Raw genomic sequence first — 20,981 nt, forward strand, 5'->3', positions numbered from 1 at the left:
GGTTGCTCCCTGAATATCAGTGACCAGATGCCGAAGGACCTGCACCCGTTGGAATGCTGCCAGAGGCGCCGGTAGAGCCGCCCAAACTTCTTTGCAGAATGTTGGAGAACTCTTCAATGAAGGTTTCGAGTTTGATGGCCACGCGGTCAATGTCGCGCGCAAATCGGTTGTAGGCCACCACGGCAGGGATGGCAGAGAACAAGCCGATGGCCGTGGCCACCAAAGCTTCGGCAATGCCGGGCGCCACAGTGGCCAAAGTTACTTGCTGCATGCTGGCCAAACCTGTGAAGGCATGCATGATGCCCCACACCGTGCCAAACAAACCGACATAGGGGGAAACAGAGCCTACGGAAGCCAAGAAAGCCAATTGAGATTCTGCAACGTCCATCTCGCGTTGGAAGCTGGCACGCATGGCGCGGCGTGCACCGTCGAGCAAAGTGCCAGCGTCTGAAATGCGGCGCTCGCGAAGCTTTTGATACTCACGCATGCCACTGGCAAAAATGCGCTCCATCGGACCGGCCAGTTTGGAATTCTGAATGGCCGCTGCAAACAAATCATTCAGGCTGGTGCCCGACCAAAACTGTTGCTCGAATTCTTCGTTCAAAGTTTGGATGCGCTTGATGGCTGTGAGCTTGCGCACAATGGCGGCCCAACTGGCAATGGAGATGGCCATGAGAATGAGCATGACCAACTGCACCACAAAACTGGCATGCAACACGAGTTGGATGATGGACATGTCTTGGTTCATTGAAGTGCTTCCAAAATGGCGGCCGGAATGCGGCCAGGTTTCAAAGTGTTGCTGTCGACCCATCCAATGCGAATGGTGCCTTCGGCCAAAAGTTTGCGTTCGCCGTCAAGGGTCAGCCATGCTTGCTGGGCCAAGACCAAACTGGCGCGACCGGCTTCAGCGGTACGCGCTGTGACTTCTAACAAGTCATCCAAGCGAGCAGGCGAGAAGTATTTGATTTGCGTTTCACTCACCACAAACATGCCGCCGCTTTCTTCTTTCAAAACTTGCTGCTGAATGCCCAATGAGCGCAACCATTCAGTGCGCGCGCGTTCGAAAAACTTGAGATAATTGGCGTAGAAAACAATGCCACCGGCGTCGGTGTCTTCCCAGTAAATGCGAATGGGGAAAACAAAGGGTGTTGTCATGCGCGTGCGCGGCCGGCTTGTCGGTCGGCTTGTACTTCGTGGGGACGTAGTTGCGGTGCCAGACCCTCCAGCACCGCGTTCACATACTTGTGGCCATCGGTGCCGCCAAACTCTTTGGCCAACTCGATGCATTCGTTCAAGCTGACGCGCCAAGGCACATCAAGGCAATGCTTCATCTCGAACACGCCAATCCACATGGCGGCGCGTTCAATGGGTGAGATCTCGGCCATGCTGCGGTCTAGCAAGGGCAGAATTAACTTGTCCAATTCAAGGGATTGTTCAGCGCAGCCGTACAACAAGGCATCGTAGTGCGCAGAGTCGGCTTTGTGAAAGCCAGACAAGTCTCGCGTGAAGACATCAATGTCAGCGGCTTCGTTTTTGCCCACGATGACTTGGTACAAAGCTTGTAGCGCAAACTCACGGGCGCGACTGCGTGCTGACTTGCTGGCTGATTTGCCAGGTTTGCGGCCAGCGGGTTTCGTGCTGCTCGGTTGCGCGTCGTCGGCAGGAGATGCGTGCTGCTCGCTCATGCCAGTTCCTCGTCCAGGTCGTCGTCACTAATGGACAAGTCTTCCATCAGCATCGCCATTTCGACGGCCACGCGTGCCGCATCACGGCCTTTTTCTGTTTGACGTGCAATGGCTTGTTCCAAGTTCTCGGTGGTGAGAATGGCGTTGGCAATTGGCACGTTGTAGTCCAGCGCAATGCGGCTGACGCCTGCGCCCGATTCATTGGCCACCAATTCGAAGTGGTAAGTTTCACCGCGAATGATGCAACCTAAAGCGACCAAGGCGTCGTACTCGCCGCGCTCGGCCATGGCTTGCAATGCAATGGGCACTTCCAAAGCACCTGGCACCAACACGTGGTCGATGTCGTGGACGCCTAAGTCTTCCAATTCACGAATGCAGGCCACTGCCAACGCGTTCGTGATGCCTTCGTTGAAGCGCGCCTGCACGATGCCGATGTGCAGCCCCAAGCCGTCTAATTCTTGCTCAATACCTTTGTCTGCGCCTTGCATGATTTATTCCTTAGGGATGTATCCGGTAACTTCCACGCCATAACCCGCCATGCTGGGCATGCGTCGGGGTTGGCCCATCAATTTCATTTTGTGCACACCGCACTCGCGCACAATTTGGATGCCAACACCGTAGGTGCGCAAGTCCATTTTGCTTCGGTTAGGGGCTTGGGCAGAGCGGGCGCGACCTTCAAACTGCGCCAACAATTGCTCGGCGCTTTCGCCGCAGTTGAGCAGCACCGCAACGCCTTGACCTTGCTTGTTGATGTAGTCGAGGCTGTTCTCCAAACTCCAGGAGTGCATGCGGCGACCCACTTCCAATACGTCAAATACCGACAAAGGCTCGTGCACGCGAACGGGCACTTCGGTGTCGGCAGACCAAGAACCTTTGACCAAGGCCAAGTGCAGGGACTGACTGGGCTTGTCTTTGAAGGCGTGAACCGTGAATTCGCCGTGCGCTGTTTGCATCACGCGGGAGCCGACTTTTTCAACCAAAGACTCTGTGCGATTGCGGTATTCGATGAGGTCGGCAATGGTGCCAATTTTCAAACCGTGTTCAGCGGCAAAGATTTGCAGATCAGGCAGACGGGCCATGGTGCCATCGTCTTTCATGATTTCGCAAATCACGGAAGAGGGGCTGCAACCGGCCATGGTGCCCAAGTCGCAACCGGCTTCGGTGTGACCTGCACGCATCAACACGCCACCGTCTACTGCTTGCAAAGGAAACACGTGACCGGGTTGAACCAAATCGGTAGCCTTGGCATTGGCCGCCACGGCGGTTTTGACGGTCAATGCACGATCGGCTGCAGAAATGCCAGTGGTCACCCCTTCGGCCGCTTCAATGGACACCGTGAAAGCCGTGCTGTACACGGTGCCGTTGCTGGCAGCCATGGGGGGCAACTTGAGGTGTTCGCAACGCTCGCGGGTGAGCGTGAGGCAAATGAGGCCACGGCCAAAGCGCGCCATGAAGTTGATGGCCTCTGGCGTGACATGGTCGGAAGCAATCAGCAAATCGCCTTCGTTTTCGCGGTCTTCGTCGTCTACCATGATGACGATGCGACCTGCGCGCAAGTCGGCTACGATGTCTTCAACGGGAGAAATTTGGACAGGCGTCAAGGGTGCGCCAGAATTCGTGCTCATGTCTCTACTTTCAATGTTGCTGGCCAGCCTGAAAGGCTGAAGCTGCGGAGTTGGCTGAGGCGTCGTTGCTGAGCATGCGCTCAACATACCTTGCGATCAAATCGATTTCTAAATTCACAGCGCTGCCTTGTTGCAAAGTACCAAGGGCTGTGTTGTCCACGGTGTGGGGAATGAGGTTGATGCTGAACTCGCAGCCTGCATCTTTGTCAGTCACTTTGTTCACGGTCAGGCTAACGCCATTGACGGTGATCGAGCCTTTGTAGGCCAAGTACTTGCCCATGCCGACAGGGGCTTGAATGCGCAGCTCCCAGCTTTCGCCTACTTGTTCAAAGTGCGTGACGTGGCCAATGCCATCCACATGGCCAGACACGATGTGGCCGCCCAAACGGTCGTGCGCGCGCAAAGCTTTTTCCAAATTGACCTTGCCCATTTTGTCCAAGCCGCAAGTTTTGTCGAGCGATTCGGCGGAGATGTCGATGGTGAATTGGTTGGCCGCCAGATCGAAGGAGGTGACGGTCATGCAGGCGCCATTGATGGCAATGCTGTCACCCAGGCCAACGTCATCCAGGTAGCCCGGAGGCACCTCAAGAGTGAGTCGCTTGCCATGGCTTAAAGAGCTGCCCAGGTCGTGGAGGGCGGCGATACGCCCCACGCCGGTGATGATTCCGGTAAACATGGCGCGTATTTTCGCAGGGAATGGTGCTGTTTAGGGCAGGACCCTGGCCAAAACCCGTAAATCTTTGCCGATTAACTGGGTTTCTGTGAAGGTGAGGGCCACACCCTGTGACAAGTCCTCCAGAGGCCCCCATTGCGCCATGCCTTGGCCGATGCCCAGCATTTGGGGGGCCAGGTACACCAAAAACTCGTCAATGCAGCCTTCTCGAATGAGTGAGCCATTGAGCTTGTGTCCCGCTTCGACGTGAACTTCATTGACTTCGCGTCGCGCCAAATCGCTGAGCAGCGCGGCTAAATCGACCTTGCCGTGAGCGTTCGGCAACAGGGTGACATGAGCACCCTGGGCCTCCAGTGCGGCTCTTTTGTCAGCGTTGTCGACCGCGCCATAAATCCAAATTTGACGGGGCGTTTGCGCCAATGGGCCTGTGTGCTGAAACAACTTGGCGTGCAGAGGCGTTTCTAGCCTGCTGTCCACGATGACCAAATGCGGCATGCGAGGCGGGTTTTCCAAATCCTTGCAAAGTCGCAGGTCCAACAGGGGATCGTCTTCTAGAACGGTGCCAATGCCAGTGAGGATGGCGCATGCGCGGGCGCGCCAAGCATGGCCATCGGCGCGTGCCTCGGGCCCGGTGATCCATTGACTTTGACCGTTGGTGAGGGCTGTTTGGCCGTCTAAGGAAGCTGCAATCTTCATTCTCACCCAAGGCTTTTGATGCGTCATTCGGCGCAGAAACCCCGGGTTTTGAACTGCCGCTTGCGCAGCCCCGTCGCCTATTTGGACTTCAATGCCTGCCGCTTGGAGGCGCTCAAAGCCTTTGCCAGCCACCGCGGGGTTGGGGTCGGAGAGTGCTGCCACCACTTTGCCCAATTGGGCATGCACCAGCGCGTCGCAACAAGGGCCGGTGCGGCCCTGGTGGGCACAAGGCTCTAGCGTGACATAGGCTGTGGCGCCTTTGACGGAATTTCCTTTGGACTGAGCGTCTTGCAGGGCCATGATTTCGGCATGCGGACCGCCGGCACGTTGGGTATGACCTTGTCCCAACACCTTGCCCTGCGCATCCACAATGACGCAGCCCACCCGCGGATTGGGCGAGGTGATGCGCATGGCTTGTGCGGCCAAATCGAGCGCCCATTGCATGGGCTGGCTGGGTGGCAGAGAGCTGTTGAGGTGGGCGTCCATGGTTGCAAGGATACGATAAGTTGCTGTCATTTAGCGGCCCACCCACAACGGCGTGCTGGCTCGGCGATGTCGCCATTCAATTTGCATGGCTTGCTGGTCTTCATGCCACGTGACGGCGATGCGCAATTCTTGCAAGTGCGCAGGCGGCATGTCGGCCATCGGAATGCTGATGACTTGCCACGTGCGCACGAAGGCCAAGTCGGGGTGGGTGGCGATGGGATAAAGCAGGTCCTGCGATTGAAACATGTGTTGGCACGTGGGGGTTTGAACACCCCAGCATTCCGTCAAATCTTGCGCCAAGCCACTGGCCACATCCACATGGCGACTCAGTTGGCTTGCGTTCAATGTGGCCACGCTGAAGCGCACGGCGCCTGCCAAGCCAAACGCCAGCATGGCGCTGGCCATGATCGCCTCCAACACAGTGAAGCCCGCATGAACCTGCCTCGCTTGAATGCGTGGCGGAAGTTTGGCGTCAGTACCCCGCATTTTTCCAAGTTCCAGCCACGCGCTGCACACGCGATGCTTGAACACCCGCAGGCCAGTCGAAATTGAAGGCGGCATGTGCGTTGGTGGTGCCAGTGAGCCCAAGCTGGCCACTAAGCAAAGCCAACTTCAGGTTGGGTGCCAAGCTGGACTCCACCCCCAACTGCCCCGCAATGATGCCGCTTTGCCAGTTCAACATCTTGCTGGTTTGGCATTGATTTTGAAAGAACACCGTGCCCACCACTTGCGTTGAACTGGCCAGAGAGGGGCAAAGAATGGCGCAGGCCTCTGAGGAAAAAACCAAGATCACGGGCGAGGCGGGGGTGCCAATGCTTTGGGTCCAAAGCTGAGGACTGTCAATCCAGTAAACGGTGCGCGAAGCTGGGCTGTCGGCAGTTAAGCCATTGCGCAACTGAAGCGCAGACAAGGCTTTGACTTGCGACGGTGTCAGTTCGCCAAACACGGTTTGCCATGCCAAAGACTTGCACTGTGGCGCATCAGCGCTGAGTACTTGTTCGTTCAAGACGAGCGAAGGTAGTAGGGCGTCAGGCGAGTTAGTCGAGGCATTGACGGCATGAGGTGCGCTGAGTGGAACGTAGACACTTTGCTGCACCGTGGCCCGACTGCCTGCGCCGGGATGCAGTTCATTCAGCTTGGCATCGACCATGACTTGAATGCGGTGGGGTGCATTGCGAACATCGCGGACCATGCGGACCTGCGATGCAGTCTGGTGCGTCCACTCAGGCAAAGGCAATTGGGTCAACGGCCACAGCGTGCACTGCCACTGAGGGGGTGCTTTGCCTGCAGGGCAGTGGATCGCCGCGCTGGACAACCAAATGCGTGCATCAGCTTCGAGGCTGTCTTTGCCGTAGGCTTGCTCTAGATGCGCCAAAGTTGTTTCTAAAAGGGCTTCCGAGTTGGCCAGTGCTTGGGCTGCATGCATTTGCTGATGACTGCGAAGCTTCTCGGCATTAACCGCTTGCAAACAGAGCCAGCCCCACAAACCTGTGAGGATCAGCAGCACGGTGCTGGCCCAAAGTGTGGCTAAGCCGCGCTGGTGCATGACGCTGTTGTTGGGCGCGTGCGCGCATGCACATTGCGCATGCGAACATGTCGTTGCCAAGTGGCGGGTACGGGCTCTTGGGTGGCCTGACTCCTTATTTCAAGAGAGAGCAAGTCGCCTTGACTGTTGCTGTCAGCGTCACATTCCCATTGGAAGTTAAGCGCCAAAATTTGCAAACTGCGGTTGTCATTCAAGCTGGTCCACACCGCGGGTTGACAAGAGGTTTGTGTTTGCAAAATGGTGCCGTTCAATCGAAAGCCGCTGCATTCGTTGTTGTCGCGCAGGGCGTTGTCGTTGCGGTTCACTGTGAACAAGATTTGATGAGGGCTGATCTGCAGATCTTTAGGTTCACCTTGAAATTGTGCGCGCCGAAGGTCGTGCACCAAAGTGTCCATCAAAGCGCGAAGTTCTTGCTGGGTTTGGCTGCGCTGCACAATCTGCCGGTCGCTGCGCCATTGCAATGCAGCCCAGGTGCTGGCGGCTGCAAGCAGGCTTAAACCCAAAGTCAGGCCCAAGAGCAGGTTCACCATGGCCAGCACCGCCCTGGATCTGAATTTTGGAGCTTGCTAGTGCGTTGCACAACGCCCTCTGCGTTCCAACGCAAACTGATGACAAGACACGGTTCATCACGCGCCTGCAAACCAACGGCCGTTGCCTGTAATTCAAAACTTTGTGCGTTGGCGTTTTGCACCTTGAGTGTGTAGTGTCCTGCCGTTGACGTAGCGTTGGGCCAAGACAATTCCGACAAGGTGCTGGCGTATTGCGTGTGCAAACCGCGCCACTGCAATTGACGCAGGTGCAATTGTTCCAATGCGTTGTGGGCATCTTGCCGCCGAGTTTTGAGCCACTGCTGTTCAAGGCTTGGCAATGCAATTCCTAACAAGATGGCCAGCAGCGCGATGCTCAAGACGGATTCGATCAGCGTGAAGCCTTGAAGCTGCGGTATGTTGTTTGGATGCATGTGTGAAGCATCTCTCAAACGGCAGACGCAAGGCTCACAAGTGCTTGCAGCCAATGCGTGATGTAGGGCGATGCAATGGCGCAGCCAACTGTGCAAAGCACCATCCTGCCATGTCACAATTTTCGAATCAAAGAGGCCACAGTTTGCTAGACACGCTGTTTGTACTTTTCATTGTGGTTTTATTGTGTGGTGTGGCGGCTTCCGCCCTGAGGGCTTGCAAACCAGCGCCCACCTTCAAACCGCTGCACAAGATTTGCATAGTGCCGTTCTAACAAGCAGATCACAAGCCTTGCGTTTGGAAAAGCGCGTCACGCTGTGTGCAGCGGCCAAAAGTACAACGAGCAACTCGGCACTTGGCAGTGGTAGCACTTTGCTGCGCTGTTATGTGAGCAGCGATGGCCCTTTTGGCAATGTGTGGCGTCAGGGTTGGTTGATGTTTGAGGATGACAACAACAACGGCATTTGGGATGAAGGAGAGGTGCGCTTGGCGCAGCACGAAACATTGCACCGGACTGTTTCAGCCAGTGGCAATGCCACGGTCAATCGTTTTGTCTCGTTTGGTGCGAGTGGCCGCAGTTTGGCTTTGAATAGCGCATTTCAAGCGGGCACCTTAACGGTCTGTGAGCGGCAAACAAAGAACAGCACTGGCTGGCGCGTGGTGGTCAATGCGGTGGGTCGTCCGCGCCTGGAGAAATTGTTGATCGAGGATTGCCCGGGCTAATGAGCCCCTGCACTGGCGCGGCAAGAAGCTTTCGAACCTGCCAGTCTTGGCGATGACTGTGTAGAAAATTAAAGTGAAATTACTTGCTAACTTCGTCTACCAACAATTTGAAATCGTCGATGTCTTCGAAACTGCGGTACACGCTGGCAAATCGAACGTAGGCCACTTTGTCGAGTTTCTTCAGCTCGCGCATCACCAACTCACCAATTTTGTTGGATGCAATTTCGCGTTGCGCTAAGTTCAGTAGCTTTTCTTCAATGCGCTCAATGGCCGAGTCGACTTGTTCGGTACTGACGGGACGTTTGCGCAAGGCCAAGTTCATGCTGGCGCGCAACTTCACGCGTTCGTACTCAATTCGGCGACCATCTTTTTTAACGATGGCCGGAAAAGTAACTTCCGGGCGCTCGTAGGTGGTGAAGCGTTTTTCGCACGCCGCGCATTGGCGGCGGCGGCGAATCAGGTCGCCATCTTCAGCCAGCCGCGTCTCCACCACTTGGGTGTCGTTGTGGCTGCAGAAGGGGCACTTCATTTGTAAACAGGGAAACGGGCGGTCAAGGCGTTGACCTTGGCGCGAACGGCTTCAATGTTGGCGGGATCGTTTGGATTGTCGAGCACACCGGCAATGAGGTGAGCCGTGATGCGCGCTTCTTCATCCTTGAAGCCACGCGTGGTCATGGCGGGTGTGCCAATGCGCACGCCGCTGGTGACCATGGGTTTCTCGGGGTCGTTGGGAATCGAGTTTTTGTTGATGGTCATGTGTGCTTGGCCCAGGGCGGCCTCGGCCACTTTGCCGGTAATGCCTTTGGAGCGCAGGTCGACCAACATCACGTGGCTTTGTGTGCCGCCGCTCACAATGCGCAAGCCGCGTTGGGTGAGAACTTCTGCCACGATTTGGGCATTCTTCACCACTTGTGCTTGATACGCCTTGAACTCAGGTGCCATGGCTTCTTTGAAAGCCACAGCCTTGGCTGCAATGACGTGCATGAGCGGGCCGCCTTGCAGGCCAGGGAAGATGGCGCTGTTGATGGCTTTCTCGTGCTCGGCCTTCATCAAGATGATGCCGCCGCGGGGGCCGCGCAAGCTCTTGTGGGTGGTGGATGTGACCACGTCGGCGTGGGGCACAGGGTTGGGGTACACACCGGCGGCAATGAGGCCTGCGTAGTGCGCCATGTCGACCAAGAAAATGGCACCTACATCTTTGGCGACTTTGGCAAAGCGTGCAAAGTCAATGTGCAAGCTGTAGGCCGAAGCGCCGGCAATGATCAGCTTGGGTTTGGTTTCGTGCGCCTTCTTTTCCATGGCGTCGTAGTCGATGGCTTCGTTGGCATCGAGGCCGTAGCTCACCACGTTGAACCACTTGCCGCTCATGTTGAGGGGCATGCCGTGCGTGAGGTGACCGCCTTCTGCCAAGCTCATGCCCATGATGGTGTCGCCGGGCTTCAAGAAAGCCAAGAACACCGCTTCGTTGGCGGAGGCGCCGCAATGGGGTTGCACGTTGGCAGCTTCTGCGCCAAAAATTTGTTTGATGCGGTCGATGGCCAATTGCTCGGCGATGTCGACATATTCGCAGCCGCCGTAATAGCGCTTGCCTGGGTAGCCTTCTGCGTATTTGTTGGTGAGCTGAGAGCCTTGCGCGGCCATAACGGCGGGCGAAGCGTAATTCTCGCTGGCGATCAGCTCGATGTGGTGCTCTTGGCGAGCGTTTTCGGCTTGAATGGCCGCAAAAATTTCGGGATCGGTTTGTTCAATCAGAATGTTTCTTGAATACATGGCAGGCCTTCAAATGATGGTTCCTTGCTGCGCTGGAAGAAAAGTTCCAACATGGCATGGGCTGCCCAGGCGAACGGCTGAAACCTTGTGCCACAACACCTGCGCAAGGTGCACGCTCCCCAGTGGTTTTTAGAGGGGCAAAGCCCTTTCGTGTCCACGTCAGAGGCTGGGGGCATTGAATACCAACACCAGGCTCCTATCGCCAGTTGCGTACCCCTAGAGTGTAGCCTAGGAGAGGGCCTGGGGAGGGCCTGGGGAGGGGCTTATTTGGCCGCTTTTCGCCCGCTCGATTTGACGGGGACTGGGGACTTTGGGAGGGCGTCTTTGAGGCGGTTTTGCTCGGCCAGGACCCGCGCTATGTAGTCTGTTTCAAGTGAAATTGACTCTTCCCCAGCCTTGTAAAGGCGCAGGCCTTCAACCAAACTGCCCGACAGGTTGATGCATTCCTTCAAAATTTTGACGCCAATGCGCAAATTGGTTTTGGGGTCAAAAATGGCCATCGGTCCGCCATAGGGCTCGAACTGATCAGAGTGCGTGTCGGGCGACACTTGCATCAAACCTTTGGCGCCGGTGGGGCTGTTGGCAAAAGGGTTGTAATTGGACTCAACGCCAATCACCGCCAATATGAGGGTGGGGTCGAGATTGCCGCGGTTGGCCAAGTCGAAAACTTCCAGGATCAAGGCGTTCAGCGGTTCGGGTGCAATGCGGTATTTGCTTCGGATGGCTTGAACCAAGGCCAATTGATCGGGATCCAGTTCGGTGGACGGGGCCGCTAGGCTGCGCAGCAAAACCTGTTGTCGCTCATCTTCAGCATCTGAGATGTGCAGTCGGGTGTAGAGCCAGCCCTGGATGCTTTGAACTGTTTGAATTCTGATTTCAGGTCGCGCCAAGGCCAGCATGCTGATCAAAACAGCCATCAGTCCCAGCAGCGCAAAGCTGTGATGGGAAATGTTCACAAACCCCCGTGCAATATCGGCCACAAATGTTTTCAGTCCGCGCCAAAAGCGGCCTGTCCAAAGGCTGGCAGATTCCTGAAAGGTGAGGGAAGTCAAAGTACGTGTTGGAGTGGCGGAACAGAGAATTATAAAAAAAATCGAAAATAGATGCTTTTGGCATATTGCACCTAGCCAACCTCGGTGAAAATAGCTTCTTTATCTTTTTGTGTTCTGACTGTGACTCCTTCATCCCCCAAGACCCCCGATGTTCAAGCGCTTGATAACTTGACTGGCGGTGCTTTTGCCGCGCAAACCTCTGGCGAGCGTGCCGCCAAATTGCGTGATTGGTTGTTGACTGAGCCTTCGCAAGAAGATCTGCAGCACGTTTACAAAGAAATTTCAACGCGAGACAAAGGCGCCGCCAAAGTCTTGAAAGAAAAAATGGACGAGCTCAAGCGCTCCCAAGGACAAGATGTGTTGGCCACTGAATGGGCCGAGCGCGCTACAGCCATGCTTCATGCCAGTCGTTTGAACATTGCCGATGCCATGGCCTGGCAACGTGATGCCGCTAAAGCTGGCGCACCCTTGTCACGCGAACCCTTGGCCAGCTTGAAAACGCAATTGGCAGAAAAAGTCAAAGCGGTTGAAGATTTGCAACACCAAGTGATGGTGCAACGTGAAACAGCCGTGTTGCTGGCCCAGCGCATTGAAGTGCTGTCCACCAAAAGTTTGAAAGAAGCCGATGCGGCCAACGAGGTTTTGCAAGCGGACGTGTCACAGTGGTTGCAGCAAGCCCATGCGCTCACTGAAGATGCCGCATGGCAAAGTGTTGATTTGAAATTCCCGCCCCAGTTAGACGCATCCCGTCATCAACTGAGCAGCGTATGGGAAGCCTTTGAGGGTGCCTTGTCACAAGCCAAAGCAGCACGTGATGATGAAGCACAAGCTTTGCCATCGGTGCCGGTCTGGGCTGAAGAAATTCGCGTTGCGCGCGGTGGTCAGCCTGTGGCTGTCGCACCTGCAGAAGGTGCAACGGCTGGCTCGCAAGAAGCCCATACCAGCCCATCGGGTGCCGACGCTAAACCCGCCAAAACGCCCAAAGTCAGCATCACCAAAATGGACCCCGCGCAGCGCCAAGCCTTGCGTGAAGCGGCCAATCAAGCCGTCACAGGTGCATTGACATTGTTGGCTGCAGAGTCCAATGAGGCCAATCTCTTGGCCTTGCGTCAAACGCTCAAGGACCATGGGCGAAACATGGACACCAACATGGATGCCAAAGTGCATGAGGCGCTGCTTGCGGCCGGCGATGCAGACGGCTGGCAGCGACATGTGGCCGATCAAAAGCGCTTGGCCTTGGTCTTGAAAGCGGAAGCCCTGTTCAAAAAAGTCCCTGTTAAAACAGAAGAGACCTCAGCAGAAACTGCCGAGGCACAAGAAGCGGCCGACGTTGAGGCTGCAGGTCAAGCCGAAGAAAAAGCGCCCCAAGAAGTTTTCCACCTCGAGCCCGTCTTGGGTGGTCGCAAGATGCAAGAAGCCTTGCGTCAATTGCGCGAGGAGTGGAAGCAAGCCGACCAAGGTGGCCTGCCCAACCATTCGCTTTGGAAACGTTTTGATGCGGCGTGCAACAACGCCTACAAAGTGGTTCAAACTTGGTTAGACAAAATCAAGCACGAAGCCAGTGAGCACCGTGCTCAGCGTTTGTCCCTGATTGAAGAGGTCAAAGCTTGGGGCGAAGCCAATGCGCAAAACAACGACTGGCGCGCACACCTGCGTGCTTTGCATCAGTTCGGCGATCGCTGGCGCAATGCGGGCCACTTGAGTGAAAAGGCCTTCGCAGAATTACAACCTTTGTGGAAGCAAGCATTGCATGCGGCTGCCGCGCCCTTGGAGGCTGCACAAAAAGCCAGCACGGCCCGCCGTCAAGCCCTCATTGCAGAGGCTGAGCAATTGGGTGCTGCGCCTGTGCTGCGTGTGGATGCTGTCAAAGCTTTGCAACACAATTGGCAAACCGAAGCGCAAAGCGTGCCGATGGACCGCCGCATTGAGCAAAAAATGTGGGAAGCTTTCCGCAAGCCATTGGATGAAGCCTTCAGCCGCAAAACCAGTTCACGCGAACACACTTCTTCAGCGCCTCTGTCCGCCCACGATCGTCTGGTGCTGGATGCGTCCAATGCATTGAAGGCGGCCAATGCCTCTGGCGATGTCCAAAAAATCAAAGTGGCCATGGCTGCTTTGGATGAGGCCATCAAAGGCCAAGCGCAAGCTGTTGCTGCCGAGGCAACATCGGCTGCAAGTGATGCGCCTGCTGAAACTTCAGCTGAAGCTGAATCTTCGGATCAGCGAGCACCTGATGTCGAGGCTGTTGTCAGCAAAGCGCCAGAAGCGCCCAAACCCGTACGTCCCTTGGTTGCCATGCGAGGTGACGACCGACCCGGTCAAAAGAAAGCAGTGCCCGCACCGGCAGGTCGTCCTGGCGATCGCCGCGACGGCAAAGGCGGTCCGCGTGGTGACAAACCTGGCTTTGGTGACAAAGCAGGTGGCCGCTTTGACCGCGCCGACAAAGGCGACCGTTTTGAGCGCCAAGACCGTGGCCCACGTTTGAGCGATGCAGTATTCAGAGCGCAACGCGATGCCAAAGAGCATGCCGAAATGGCACTGCGCAAACTGGCGGCACAAGCCCATGGCGAATCTTTGACGAACTTGCTGGCGGCATGGGAAAAGCGGCAAGCTGATCAGGTGCCCACACCCCAAGAGTTGGGTCGCAATGTCAACGCAGCTGCGCGTGCGGCATGGTCGCAAGCGGTCGGCCAATCGCCCAAAGCAGATGCAGGTGAAGCCATCTTGCGTTTGGAAATGGCGGCTGAAGTGCCAACGCCAGCTGAGAATTTGAACGAGCGTCGGGCTTTGCAATTGCAATTGTTAACCCGTAAAAACCAACCGGGTCCTCAAGACACATGGGCGCTGGACGTGACGGCTGTTTTGTCGTCTGCCCACGATCCCAAAGTGGCGCGTCGTTTGCAAAACGCATTGAAAAATTTGCTGCGACGTTGAAGCTGGGTCTAAGCCTTAGGGTTCGTGATAGAACCCATCGAGTTGTGGATCCAAGTTATCGACTTGTTCGCTGATCCAACAGGTTCACGCGCTCAACCAGTCCACTGGCATGCCAACGCAAAACCTCCGCGCGAGGTTTTGTGCTTTGAGCGTCCCAATCACTTAAAACGCGACGCTGCAATTGTGCTGAGCCTTCTAGCAGATGGTCGCCTGGCCGATGCGTGTGACCATGCAGCAGGCAAGTGCAGTGAGATTGCTTCAATGCCGTTTCTGCCCATGCGTTGTCGACGTCTGCATAGACTGTGGCAGGGTCGTTTTTGTGCTGCTGGCTTTGCATGCGCAATTGACGGGCGATGTCTTCACGCTCTGCAAGGGGTTTGGCCAAGAAACTTTGTTGCCAAGCCGGTTGCCGCACGGTGCTTCGGAAGGCTTGGTAATCCACATCGCCCAAGCAGCCTTCATCACCGTGGGACAACAGCCAGCGTTGACCTGCAAAATTCAACACACTGGGGTCTGTTAAGTCGTGAACACCGCAAGACTTTAGAAATTCAGAACCCACCAGAAAATCGCGGTTGCCACGCATGAAGGCCACGTGGCGCTTTGCGGCGCAATGGCTTAACTCAGCGGCGCATTGCTGCAAAAAGGGGTGATGTTGTGCGGCATCGTCGCCCACCCACACTTCAAACAAATCCCCAAGAATCCACACCGCATCGGCTGTGGTGGTTTGCAAGTAGTGCTGCCAAAGCTTGAATGTGGCGGGGTCTTTTTCCTGCAAATGCAGGTCAGAAATAAAGTCAACCGTGCGCCAGTGTTCAGGTGCTTCAATCACCTGAAACGGCAACACGGTTGCTGTCATGGAAAGTGCAGGGCTGAATTAAAGCGCCACAGCCTTTTCAATGATCACAGCCTCTTTGGGCACGTCGTCGTGGAAACCATTGCGACCTGTTTTGACGCCTTCGATGGCATCCACAATCTCGGTGCCCGACACCACGTGGCCAAACACGGCGTAACCCCAGCCTTGCAAGGAAGGTGCTGTGTGGTTCAAAAATTCATTGTCTGCCGTGTTGATGAAAAACTGGGCAGTGGCTGAATGAGGCGCTTGTGTGCGCGCCATGGCCAAGGTGTACTTCTTGTTTTTCAAACCATTGTTGGCTTCATTTTGAATGGCTGCATCAGAATGCTTTTGTTCCATGTTGGGTTCAAAGCCACCGCCTTGAATCATGAAGCCTGGAATGACGCGGTGAAAAATGGTGTTGTCGTAATGACCTTTGTTCACGTAGTGCAAAAAGTTCTCAGTGCTCAAGGGCGCTTTTTCGGCATCGAGTTCAATGAGGATGACGCCTTTGCCGGCGATGTGGAGTTCGACTTGAGGATTGCTCATGTTGTTATTGCACCAAAGTGATTGAAAGAATAGTGACAGGGGATTTAGGAACGTCTGTTCTGAAAGGTCCGCCCATGCCCGTCGGGGTTGTTCTGATTTTATTCACAACATCCATACCGGAGGTGACTTTGCCAAAAACCGTATAACCGAAAAGTTGTAGGGCATTGAGTAAGTTTTCACGAGGCACGTTTTCATAGACCTGGCCGCGGTATTCAAAACGCTTCACAGGGTCGCCGTCCGGAATGGGCGTTGGGTCTAAGAATGCATTGTCGACCGTGTTGATGAAAAACTGGGCTGTGGCCGAGTGAGGGTCGTTGGTACGTGCCATGGCCAAGTAACCGGTTTGATTTTTCAAACCGGCCACGAATGCTTGACGGCCTTCGTGTTGCACGGGCGCTCGGGTGTTGCGCTCTTTGTATTGCGCGTCATAGCCACCCCCTTGGATCATGAAATTGGGAATGACGCGGTGAAAAATAGTGCCGTCGTAGTGCTTGTCTTTCACGTACTGCAAAAAGTTGGCCACAGTTTTGGGCGCTTTGTCGGGGTAAACCTCCACCATGATGTCGCCCAAGTTGGTGGCAATTTTGAGCTTAGGGGCTTCTTGGGCATGGCCGAGGAGCGGTGTGACCAGCCCCAAGATCATGGCCAGGGTGCTGGCCAGTTGCAAACTTTGACGACGCAAATGACTGAAGTTCATGGTGTTACCGCAAAGTGCGTGTGTTGGTTGAGGTGGTGGTTTGTGCCGCGGGCTTGGGCAAAGGGAGCAGCCCATTGCCATTGCTGGCATTTTTGGCTTGACCGTAGGCTTGCTGGGCCAGGGCGGTGTACAAGTCGCCTAGGTTCTGAAGCGCTACTTTGTAATTGGGACGGGCTTGAACAGCCGTCTGCAAGGCCGCGACGGCTTCTTCCAATTGGCCTTGGGCTGCCAGCAAAACGCCTAAGTTGTTGTAAGGCTCGGGCAGCTCGGGGAACTCTTGAATCAGGGCTTGAAGCACATCGATCGCTTCTTGGCGCTTGCCTTGCCCAGCCAGGACTTGGCTGTTCAGAATGCGCCATTGGGGAGATGCGGCTGTTTTGGGGTTTTGCTGCGCAGCGGACTGCAGGCGCTGCTGGGCTTGGGCCCACTGTTTGTTTTGGATCAGTTCTTCCAACTCGGCTGTGGCGTCAGCCCACGACAAACTGCAAAAAAAGCAGAGCACGAGGGGTAAAACGCGGGCAAGAACCCTTTGAATCGGCATATGGGGCAGCTTTTGGGGGGTAAAAAGGCGCCACCGACTGCGGGTCATCCAGCTTTGTCAGTGACTTATTTGGGCCTTATACTGGGGCAAATTGTAACGGAGGCCTTGCGTTCAGGCCGCCCTTGCAATGTCTATGGGGCTGCGGCCCCTTTTTGCACCCGAACAACAAAAACAGTGATTCATGAGCTTGCGCATTTACAACACGCTCTCCCGCGCCGTCGCCGATTTTTCGCCTCTTGAGCCTGGCCACGTTCGCATGTACGTTTGCGGTATCACCGTTTACGACATGTGCCACGTCGGTCATGCGCGCTCCAATGTGGCCTTTGATGTGGTTCAGCGCTGGCTCAAAGCCAGTGGCTACAAAGTCACGCACATCCGCAACATCACCGACATTGACGACAAGATCATCAAGCGTGCGGTTGAAAACGGCGAAACCATTCGCGCCCTCACAGACCGCATGATCGAGGCCATGCACGCCGACTTTGATGCTTTGGGCATTGCGCGTCCCACTGCCGAACCCCGTGCCACAGAGTTTGTGCCCCAAATGCTCAGCATGATTGGGACTTTGGAAGAAAAAGGCTTGGCCTACCGCACACCTCAAGGTGACGTGAACTATGCCGTTCGCAAGTTTCCAGGCTACGGCAAGTTGTCTGGCAAGTCATTGGACGAATTGCATGCTGGCGAACGTGTTGCAGTGTTGGATGGCAAAGACGACCCCTTGGATTTTGTCTTGTGGAAGGGTGCCAAAACCACAGAGCCTTCTGACGTGAAGTGGGACAGCGCGTTTGGCCCGGGCCGACCCGGTTGGCACATCGAGTGCTCGGCCATGGCTTGCCAAATGTTAGGCAACAGCTTTGACATCCATGGCGGCGGCGCTGACTTGCAGTTTCCGCACCACGAAAACGAAATTGCCCAAAGCGAAGGCGCCACAGGCGAGCCATTTGCGAAGTTTTGGATGCACAACGGCTTCATCAATGTGGACAACGAGAAGATGTCCAAGAGCTTGGGCAACTTTTTCACCATTCGCGATGTGCTCAAGGCCTTCGATGCTGAGACAGTGCGTTTCTTCTTGGTTCGCAGTCACTACCGCACACCCTTGAATTATTCCGACGTGCATTTGCACGATGCCCGCGGTGGATTGAAGCGCCTGTACACCGCTTTGCAAGCGGCCATTCCTGCCGAGGTTCAAATTGATTGGGCCAATCCTTATGCCGCACGCTTTAAAGCCGCCATGGACGAAGACTTTGGCACGCCAGAAGCGGTGGCTGTGTTGTTCGATTTGGCGGGTGAAGTCAATCGCAGCAAGTCTGCCGAACAGGCTGGTTTGTTGAAAGCCTTGGGCGGTATCTTGGGCTTGCTGCAATCTGATCCTGTGGCCTATTTGCAATCTGGCGCAGGGCTGGACGAGGCCGCCATTCAGGCACACATTCAAGCCAGGGCCGATGCCAAGGCGGCCAAGAATTTTGCCGAAGCCGATCGCATTCGCAAACTGTTGTTAGAGCAGGGCATTGTGCTCAAAGACTCTGCCACAGGAACCACATGGGAAGCGTCTCAATGACCAAAGCCGACGAGGTGATGACGCCAGCCTATTGGGCTGCTGCTTGCGCACATCTGTCTAAAAAAGACAGGGTGATGAAGCGTCTGATTCCTCAGTTTGGCGATGCGTGTTTGGTCTCGCGCGGCGATGCGTTTGTCACGCTGGCACGCAGCATTGTGGGACAGCAAATATCTGTCAAGGCTGCGCAATCGGTTTGGAATAAATTCGCCGCTTTGAGTAAAAAAATCACACCAGCGGGTGTGCTGAAGCTTAAAGTGGACGACATGCGCGCGGCAGGTTTGTCGGCTCGAAAAGTAGAGTATTTGGTCGACTTGGCCTTGCACTTTCACGGCAAAACCGTGCACGTCAAAGAATGGCAAAGCATGGACGATGAAGCCATCATTGCCGAATTGGTGGCCATTCGCGGCATTGGCCGCTGGACGGCCGAGATGTTTTTGATCTTCCACCTCATGCGGCCCAACGTTTTGCCGCTCGACGATGTGGGCTTGATCAACGGCATCAGCAAGAACTATTTTTCAGGCGAACCGGTCAGCCGCAGCGATGCGCGCGAAGTGGCCCAAGCCTGGCAACCCTACAGTACCGTTGCAACTTGGTATATTTGGCGGTCGCTTGACCCCTTACCGGTTGAGTATTGAGATCGATAAAGGAGGCCCATTTTGGCCAAACGCACATTCCTAGACTTTGAGCAGCCCGTGGCTGAACTTGAAGAAAAAATTGAAGAACTGCGCTACGTGCAAAGCGAATCAGCCGTCGATATTTCGGAAGAAATTGACCAGCTCAGCAAAAAGAGCCACCAGCTGACCAAAGACATCTATTCGGACCTGACGCCTTGGCAAATTACCAAAATTGCCCGTCATCCGGAGCGTCCTTACACCATGGATTACATCCGTGAAATTTTCACCGACTTCGTGGAAATGCATGGCGACCGCCACTTTGCCGACGACTTGTCGATTGTGGGCGGCTTGGCCCGCTTCAATGGTTCGCCTTGCATGGTCATCGGCCATCAAAAAGGCCGCGACACCAAAGAACGCACCCTGCGCAACTTTGGCATGAGCAAGCCTGAGGGTTACCGCAAAGCTTTGCGCCTCATGAAGACGGCCGAGAAATTCAAATTGCCAGTGTTTACTTTTGTGGACACACCAGGTGCTTATCCGGGCATTGATGCTGAAGAGCGCAGCCAGTCCGAAGCCATTGGCCGCAACATTTTTGAAATGGCCCAACTCGAAGTGCCCATCATCACCACCATCATTGGTGAAGGCGGCTCTGGCGGTGCTTTGGCCATTTCCGTGGCCGATACGGTGCTCATGTTGCAGTACGCGGTTTACTCCGTGATCAGCCCCGAAGGCTGTGCTTCCATTTTGTGGAAAACATCTGAAAAAGCTGAAGAAGCTGCAGAAGCTTTGGGCATCACCGCCCATCGTTTGAAGGCGCTCAATTTGGTCGACAAAATTGTGAACGAACCCGTGGGCGGCGCCCACCGCGATCACGCCCAAATGGCCGCTTTCCTCAAGCGCGCCTTAGGCGATGCATGGCGCCAAGTGACCGATTTGAAACCCAAAGAATTGGTCGAGCGCCGCTACGAGCGTTTGCAAAGCTATGGCCGTTTCACCGACACCAAAGTCAGCAAATAATTCTGCAGGCGGCGCAGGTTTGTTGCCGCTCAGTTTTCAGCCTTCCTTGCCAATCGCCGTTGCGTTCAGCGGCGGCGCCGATTCAACCGCCTTGCTTTTGGCTTGTGTCCAAAAATGGCCAGGGCAGGTGAGGGCTGTTCACATTCACCATGGCCTGCAAGAGGCTGCTGACCAATTTGCAAAGCATTGCCAACAATTGTGCGACCAATGGCAAGTGCCCTTGGTTCAATGCGAGGTCAACGCCCAACATGTGCCAGGGCAGAGCCCGGAGGATGCGGCGCGCAAAGCGCGTTATGCCGCGCTTAGCGAGGCAGTGCATTCGCATCCAGATTTGCAAGGTGTGAACGACGTGGCGCTGGCGCAGCATGCCGATGACCAGGTGGAGACCTTGTTGCTGGCGCTGTCGCGTGGCGCAGGCTTGCCCGGTTTGGCCAGCATGCCTGCGCAGTGGGCGCGTGGCGGTTTGCAGTGGCATCGCCCTTTGTTGAAGGTGCCAGGTGCGAAGTTGCGTGAGTACCTTGTTGATGCGCAAGTGGCATGGGTCGAAGACCCCACCAACCAAGACGAACAGTTCACCCGCAACCGCATTCGTGCGCAACTCCTGCCGGCACTGGACCGTGCTTTCCCTCAATTTCGTGACACCTTCGCGCGAAGTGCTGCCCATGCTGCCGAGGCGCAAGAAATTTTGGATGAGGTGGCTGAGGCTGACTTGCAAAGGGTGTTGGTGGGCGGCTTTCCCGAAATCAAGGCTTTGCAGTCCCTCAGTTCGGCCAGGCAGTCCTTGGTGCTGCGGCATTGGCTGAAAGCGGCGCATCAAACCACGCCCAGTACTGTGCAGTTGGCCGAGTTGCTGTCTCAAATTTCGGCTTGCACCACGCGCGGGCACCAATTGCATTTGAAGGTGGGGCGGGGCTTTGTACGGCGTGATCAGGGTGTTTTGGTGTGGTTGGCTGAGGGGTAGACTCTTTGAAACCCTCAAAATCAGGGTTCTCCCGGGTACAATCGTCGGGTTTTGCTGAAATTT

24 protein-coding genes and 1 riboswitch are annotated in these 20,981 nt (G+C 55.5%); of the genes, 6 read left to right on the plus strand and 18 right to left on the minus strand.

The window, feature by feature from the left end; all coding sequences use genetic code 11:
• Nucleotides 1–16: 16 nt before the first annotated feature.
• Genes tolQ through B9Z46_RS07270 form a run of 11 tightly spaced genes read right to left on the minus strand, consistent with a single transcriptional unit; the run spans nt 17 to nt 7,672 of the window.
• A complete protein-coding gene (gene tolQ / locus B9Z46_RS07220) occupies nt 17–748 on the minus strand; it encodes a protein TolQ (protein ID WP_055361150.1) in 732 nt (243 codons plus the stop codon).
• On the minus strand, nt 745–1,155 hold the full coding sequence (ybgC, locus tag B9Z46_RS07225; RefSeq protein WP_108255267.1) for a tol-pal system-associated acyl-CoA thioesterase: 411 nt from the start codon (nt 1,153–1,155) through the stop codon (nt 745–747). Before ybgC ends, tolQ begins: the two co-directional genes overlap by 4 nt.
• Nucleotides 1,152–1,685: a transcription antitermination factor NusB gene (nusB, locus tag B9Z46_RS07230; protein ID WP_108255269.1), complete on the minus strand. Its 534-nt coding sequence runs from the start codon at nt 1,683–1,685 to the stop codon at nt 1,152–1,154. Before nusB ends, ybgC begins: the two co-directional genes overlap by 4 nt.
• Nucleotides 1,682–2,173 carry a 6,7-dimethyl-8-ribityllumazine synthase gene (ribH, locus tag B9Z46_RS07235; protein WP_108255271.1) on the minus strand — a complete coding sequence of 164 codons (492 nt, stop codon included), beginning with the start codon at nt 2,171–2,173 and terminating at the stop codon, nt 1,682–1,684. Before ribH ends, nusB begins: the two co-directional genes overlap by 4 nt.
• Nucleotides 2,174–2,176: 3 nt before the next feature.
• Nucleotides 2,177–3,310 carry a bifunctional 3,4-dihydroxy-2-butanone-4-phosphate synthase/GTP cyclohydrolase II gene (gene ribBA, locus B9Z46_RS07240; protein WP_108255273.1) on the minus strand — a complete coding sequence of 378 codons (1,134 nt, stop codon included), beginning with the start codon at nt 3,308–3,310 and terminating at the stop codon, nt 2,177–2,179.
• Between the two features lie 10 nt (nt 3,311–3,320).
• Nucleotides 3,321–3,986: a riboflavin synthase gene (locus tag B9Z46_RS07245; protein ID WP_055361145.1), complete on the minus strand. Its 666-nt coding sequence runs from the start codon at nt 3,984–3,986 to the stop codon at nt 3,321–3,323.
• 30 nt (nt 3,987–4,016) lie between these two features.
• A complete protein-coding gene (gene ribD / locus B9Z46_RS07250) occupies nt 4,017–5,165 on the minus strand; it encodes a bifunctional diaminohydroxyphosphoribosylaminopyrimidine deaminase/5-amino-6-(5-phosphoribosylamino)uracil reductase RibD (protein ID WP_199220571.1) in 1,149 nt (382 codons plus the stop codon).
• 30 nt (nt 5,166–5,195) lie between these two features.
• Nucleotides 5,196–5,651, minus strand: a complete 456-nt coding sequence (locus B9Z46_RS07255; protein ID WP_108255275.1) for a hypothetical protein — start codon at nt 5,649–5,651, stop codon at nt 5,196–5,198.
• Complete coding sequence (locus tag B9Z46_RS07260; protein WP_108255277.1) at nt 5,638–6,711, minus strand: hypothetical protein; 1,074 nt, start codon at nt 6,709–6,711, stop codon at nt 5,638–5,640. The genes B9Z46_RS07255 and B9Z46_RS07260 overlap by 14 nt, the downstream gene beginning before the upstream one ends.
• Entirely contained in the window at nt 6,693–7,241 is a 549-nt protein-coding gene (locus B9Z46_RS07265) for a hypothetical protein (RefSeq protein ID WP_108255279.1), read from the minus strand. The genes B9Z46_RS07260 and B9Z46_RS07265 overlap by 19 nt, the downstream gene beginning before the upstream one ends.
• Nucleotides 7,235–7,672, minus strand: coding sequence for a type IV pilin protein (locus B9Z46_RS07270; RefSeq protein ID WP_108255281.1), 438 nt, complete (start codon nt 7,670–7,672; stop codon nt 7,235–7,237). The genes B9Z46_RS07265 and B9Z46_RS07270 overlap by 7 nt, the downstream gene beginning before the upstream one ends.
• Nucleotides 7,673–7,742: 70 nt before the next feature.
• On the opposite strand from B9Z46_RS07270, the gene B9Z46_RS07275 reads away from it, so the two are divergent.
• A complete protein-coding gene (locus tag B9Z46_RS07275; RefSeq protein ID WP_108255283.1) occupies nt 7,743–8,393 on the plus strand; it encodes a GspH/FimT family protein in 651 nt (216 codons plus the stop codon).
• A 79-nt stretch (nt 8,394–8,472) separates the two neighbouring features.
• Here B9Z46_RS07275 and nrdR read toward each other — a convergent pair whose 3' ends face one another.
• From nrdR to B9Z46_RS07290, 3 genes are all read right to left on the minus strand, one after another.
• Nucleotides 8,473–8,922, minus strand: coding sequence for a transcriptional regulator NrdR (gene nrdR, locus B9Z46_RS07280; RefSeq protein WP_055361138.1), 450 nt, complete (start codon nt 8,920–8,922; stop codon nt 8,473–8,475).
• Entirely contained in the window at nt 8,919–10,163 is a 1,245-nt protein-coding gene (glyA, locus tag B9Z46_RS07285) for a serine hydroxymethyltransferase (RefSeq protein WP_108255285.1), read from the minus strand. Before glyA ends, nrdR begins: the two co-directional genes overlap by 4 nt.
• Before the next feature lie 56 nt (nt 10,164–10,219).
• A riboswitch (ZMP/ZTP riboswitch) is annotated at nt 10,220–10,383 on the minus strand.
• A gap of 43 nt (nt 10,384–10,426) precedes the next feature.
• Nucleotides 10,427–11,119 (minus strand): lytic transglycosylase domain-containing protein, encoded by a 693-nt coding sequence (locus tag B9Z46_RS07290; protein ID WP_146179234.1) that lies wholly within the window; start codon nt 11,117–11,119, stop codon nt 10,427–10,429.
• A 216-nt stretch (nt 11,120–11,335) separates the two neighbouring features.
• On the opposite strand from B9Z46_RS07290, the gene B9Z46_RS07295 reads away from it, so the two are divergent.
• Nucleotides 11,336–14,149 carry a DUF349 domain-containing protein gene (locus tag B9Z46_RS07295; RefSeq protein ID WP_233245936.1) on the plus strand — a complete coding sequence of 938 codons (2,814 nt, stop codon included), beginning with the start codon at nt 11,336–11,338 and terminating at the stop codon, nt 14,147–14,149.
• Nucleotides 14,150–14,204: 55 nt separating this feature from the next.
• Here the strand turns inward: B9Z46_RS07295 and B9Z46_RS07300 are convergent, their stop codons facing one another.
• Genes B9Z46_RS07300 through B9Z46_RS07315 form a run of 4 tightly spaced genes read right to left on the minus strand, consistent with a single transcriptional unit; the run spans nt 14,205 to nt 16,708 of the window.
• On the minus strand, nt 14,205–15,005 hold the full coding sequence (locus B9Z46_RS07300) for a UDP-2,3-diacylglucosamine diphosphatase (RefSeq protein WP_108255291.1): 801 nt from the start codon (nt 15,003–15,005) through the stop codon (nt 14,205–14,207).
• 18 nt (nt 15,006–15,023) lie between these two features.
• A complete protein-coding gene (locus tag B9Z46_RS07305; protein WP_055361134.1) occupies nt 15,024–15,530 on the minus strand; it encodes a peptidylprolyl isomerase in 507 nt (168 codons plus the stop codon).
• Between the two features lie 4 nt (nt 15,531–15,534).
• Nucleotides 15,535–16,173 carry a peptidylprolyl isomerase gene (locus tag B9Z46_RS07310; protein WP_233245964.1) on the minus strand — a complete coding sequence of 213 codons (639 nt, stop codon included), beginning with the start codon at nt 16,171–16,173 and terminating at the stop codon, nt 15,535–15,537.
• Nucleotides 16,174–16,231: 58 nt separating this feature from the next.
• Nucleotides 16,232–16,708 carry a tetratricopeptide repeat protein gene (locus B9Z46_RS07315; protein WP_158268408.1) on the minus strand — a complete coding sequence of 159 codons (477 nt, stop codon included), beginning with the start codon at nt 16,706–16,708 and terminating at the stop codon, nt 16,232–16,234.
• A 241-nt stretch (nt 16,709–16,949) separates the two neighbouring features.
• Between B9Z46_RS07315 and cysS the strand changes: the two genes are divergently transcribed.
• Genes cysS through tilS form a run of 4 tightly spaced genes read left to right on the plus strand, consistent with a single transcriptional unit; the run spans nt 16,950 to nt 20,918 of the window.
• Nucleotides 16,950–18,326, plus strand: a complete 1,377-nt coding sequence (gene cysS / locus B9Z46_RS07320) for a cysteine--tRNA ligase (protein ID WP_108255297.1) — start codon at nt 16,950–16,952, stop codon at nt 18,324–18,326.
• Nucleotides 18,308–18,961, plus strand: coding sequence for a DNA-3-methyladenine glycosylase (locus B9Z46_RS07325; RefSeq protein WP_055361130.1), 654 nt, complete (start codon nt 18,308–18,310; stop codon nt 18,959–18,961). Before cysS ends, B9Z46_RS07325 begins: the two co-directional genes overlap by 19 nt.
• A gap of 21 nt (nt 18,962–18,982) precedes the next feature.
• On the plus strand, nt 18,983–19,957 hold the full coding sequence (locus B9Z46_RS07330) for an acetyl-CoA carboxylase carboxyltransferase subunit alpha (protein ID WP_108255301.1): 975 nt from the start codon (nt 18,983–18,985) through the stop codon (nt 19,955–19,957).
• Nucleotides 19,923–20,918 carry a tRNA lysidine(34) synthetase TilS gene (gene tilS / locus B9Z46_RS07335; protein WP_108255303.1) on the plus strand — a complete coding sequence of 332 codons (996 nt, stop codon included), beginning with the start codon at nt 19,923–19,925 and terminating at the stop codon, nt 20,916–20,918. The genes B9Z46_RS07330 and tilS overlap by 35 nt, the downstream gene beginning before the upstream one ends.
• Nucleotides 20,919–20,981 lie beyond the last annotated feature (63 nt).

The sequence above is a fragment of the Limnohabitans sp. Hippo4 genome (assembly GCF_003063605.1).
Taxonomy (GTDB): Bacteria; Pseudomonadota; Gammaproteobacteria; order Burkholderiales; family Burkholderiaceae_C; genus Limnohabitans_A.

Coding starts and splice junctions, on each gene's coding strand:
- tolQ (WP_055361150.1), bottom strand. CDS start 748: ATGAACCAAGACATGTCCATCATCCAACTCGTGTTGCATGCCAGTTTT.
- ybgC (WP_108255267.1), bottom strand. CDS start 1,155: ATGACAACACCCTTTGTTTTCCCCATTCGCATTTACTGGGAAGACACC.
- nusB (WP_108255269.1), bottom strand. CDS start 1,685: ATGAGCGAGCAGCACGCATCTCCTGCCGACGACGCGCAACCGAGCAGC.
- ribH (WP_108255271.1), bottom strand. CDS start 2,173: ATGCAAGGCGCAGACAAAGGTATTGAGCAAGAATTAGACGGCTTGGGG.
- ribBA (WP_108255273.1), bottom strand. CDS start 3,310: ATGAGCACGAATTCTGGCGCACCCTTGACGCCTGTCCAAATTTCTCCC.
- B9Z46_RS07245 (WP_055361145.1), bottom strand. CDS start 3,986: ATGTTTACCGGAATCATCACCGGCGTGGGGCGTATCGCCGCCCTCCAC.
- ribD (WP_199220571.1), bottom strand. CDS start 5,165: ATGGACGCCCACCTCAACAGCTCTCTGCCACCCAGCCAGCCCATGCAA.
- B9Z46_RS07255 (WP_108255275.1), bottom strand. CDS start 5,651: ATGCGGGGTACTGACGCCAAACTTCCGCCACGCATTCAAGCGAGGCAG.
- B9Z46_RS07260 (WP_108255277.1), bottom strand. CDS start 6,711: ATGCACCAGCGCGGCTTAGCCACACTTTGGGCCAGCACCGTGCTGCTG.
- B9Z46_RS07265 (WP_108255279.1), bottom strand. CDS start 7,241: ATGGTGAACCTGCTCTTGGGCCTGACTTTGGGTTTAAGCCTGCTTGCA.
- B9Z46_RS07270 (WP_108255281.1), bottom strand. CDS start 7,672: ATGCATCCAAACAACATACCGCAGCTTCAAGGCTTCACGCTGATCGAA.
- B9Z46_RS07275 (WP_108255283.1), top strand. CDS start 7,743: ATGCAATGGCGCAGCCAACTGTGCAAAGCACCATCCTGCCATGTCACA.
- nrdR (WP_055361138.1), bottom strand. CDS start 8,922: ATGAAGTGCCCCTTCTGCAGCCACAACGACACCCAAGTGGTGGAGACG.
- glyA (WP_108255285.1), bottom strand. CDS start 10,163: ATGTATTCAAGAAACATTCTGATTGAACAAACCGATCCCGAAATTTTT.
- B9Z46_RS07300 (WP_108255291.1), bottom strand. CDS start 15,005: ATGACAGCAACCGTGTTGCCGTTTCAGGTGATTGAAGCACCTGAACAC.
- B9Z46_RS07305 (WP_055361134.1), bottom strand. CDS start 15,530: ATGAGCAATCCTCAAGTCGAACTCCACATCGCCGGCAAAGGCGTCATC.
- B9Z46_RS07310 (WP_233245964.1), bottom strand. CDS start 16,173: ATGATCTTGGGGCTGGTCACACCGCTCCTCGGCCATGCCCAAGAAGCC.
- cysS (WP_108255297.1), top strand. CDS start 16,950: ATGAGCTTGCGCATTTACAACACGCTCTCCCGCGCCGTCGCCGATTTT.
- B9Z46_RS07325 (WP_055361130.1), top strand. CDS start 18,308: ATGGGAAGCGTCTCAATGACCAAAGCCGACGAGGTGATGACGCCAGCC.
- tilS (WP_108255303.1), top strand. CDS start 19,923: ATGGCCGTTTCACCGACACCAAAGTCAGCAAATAATTCTGCAGGCGGC.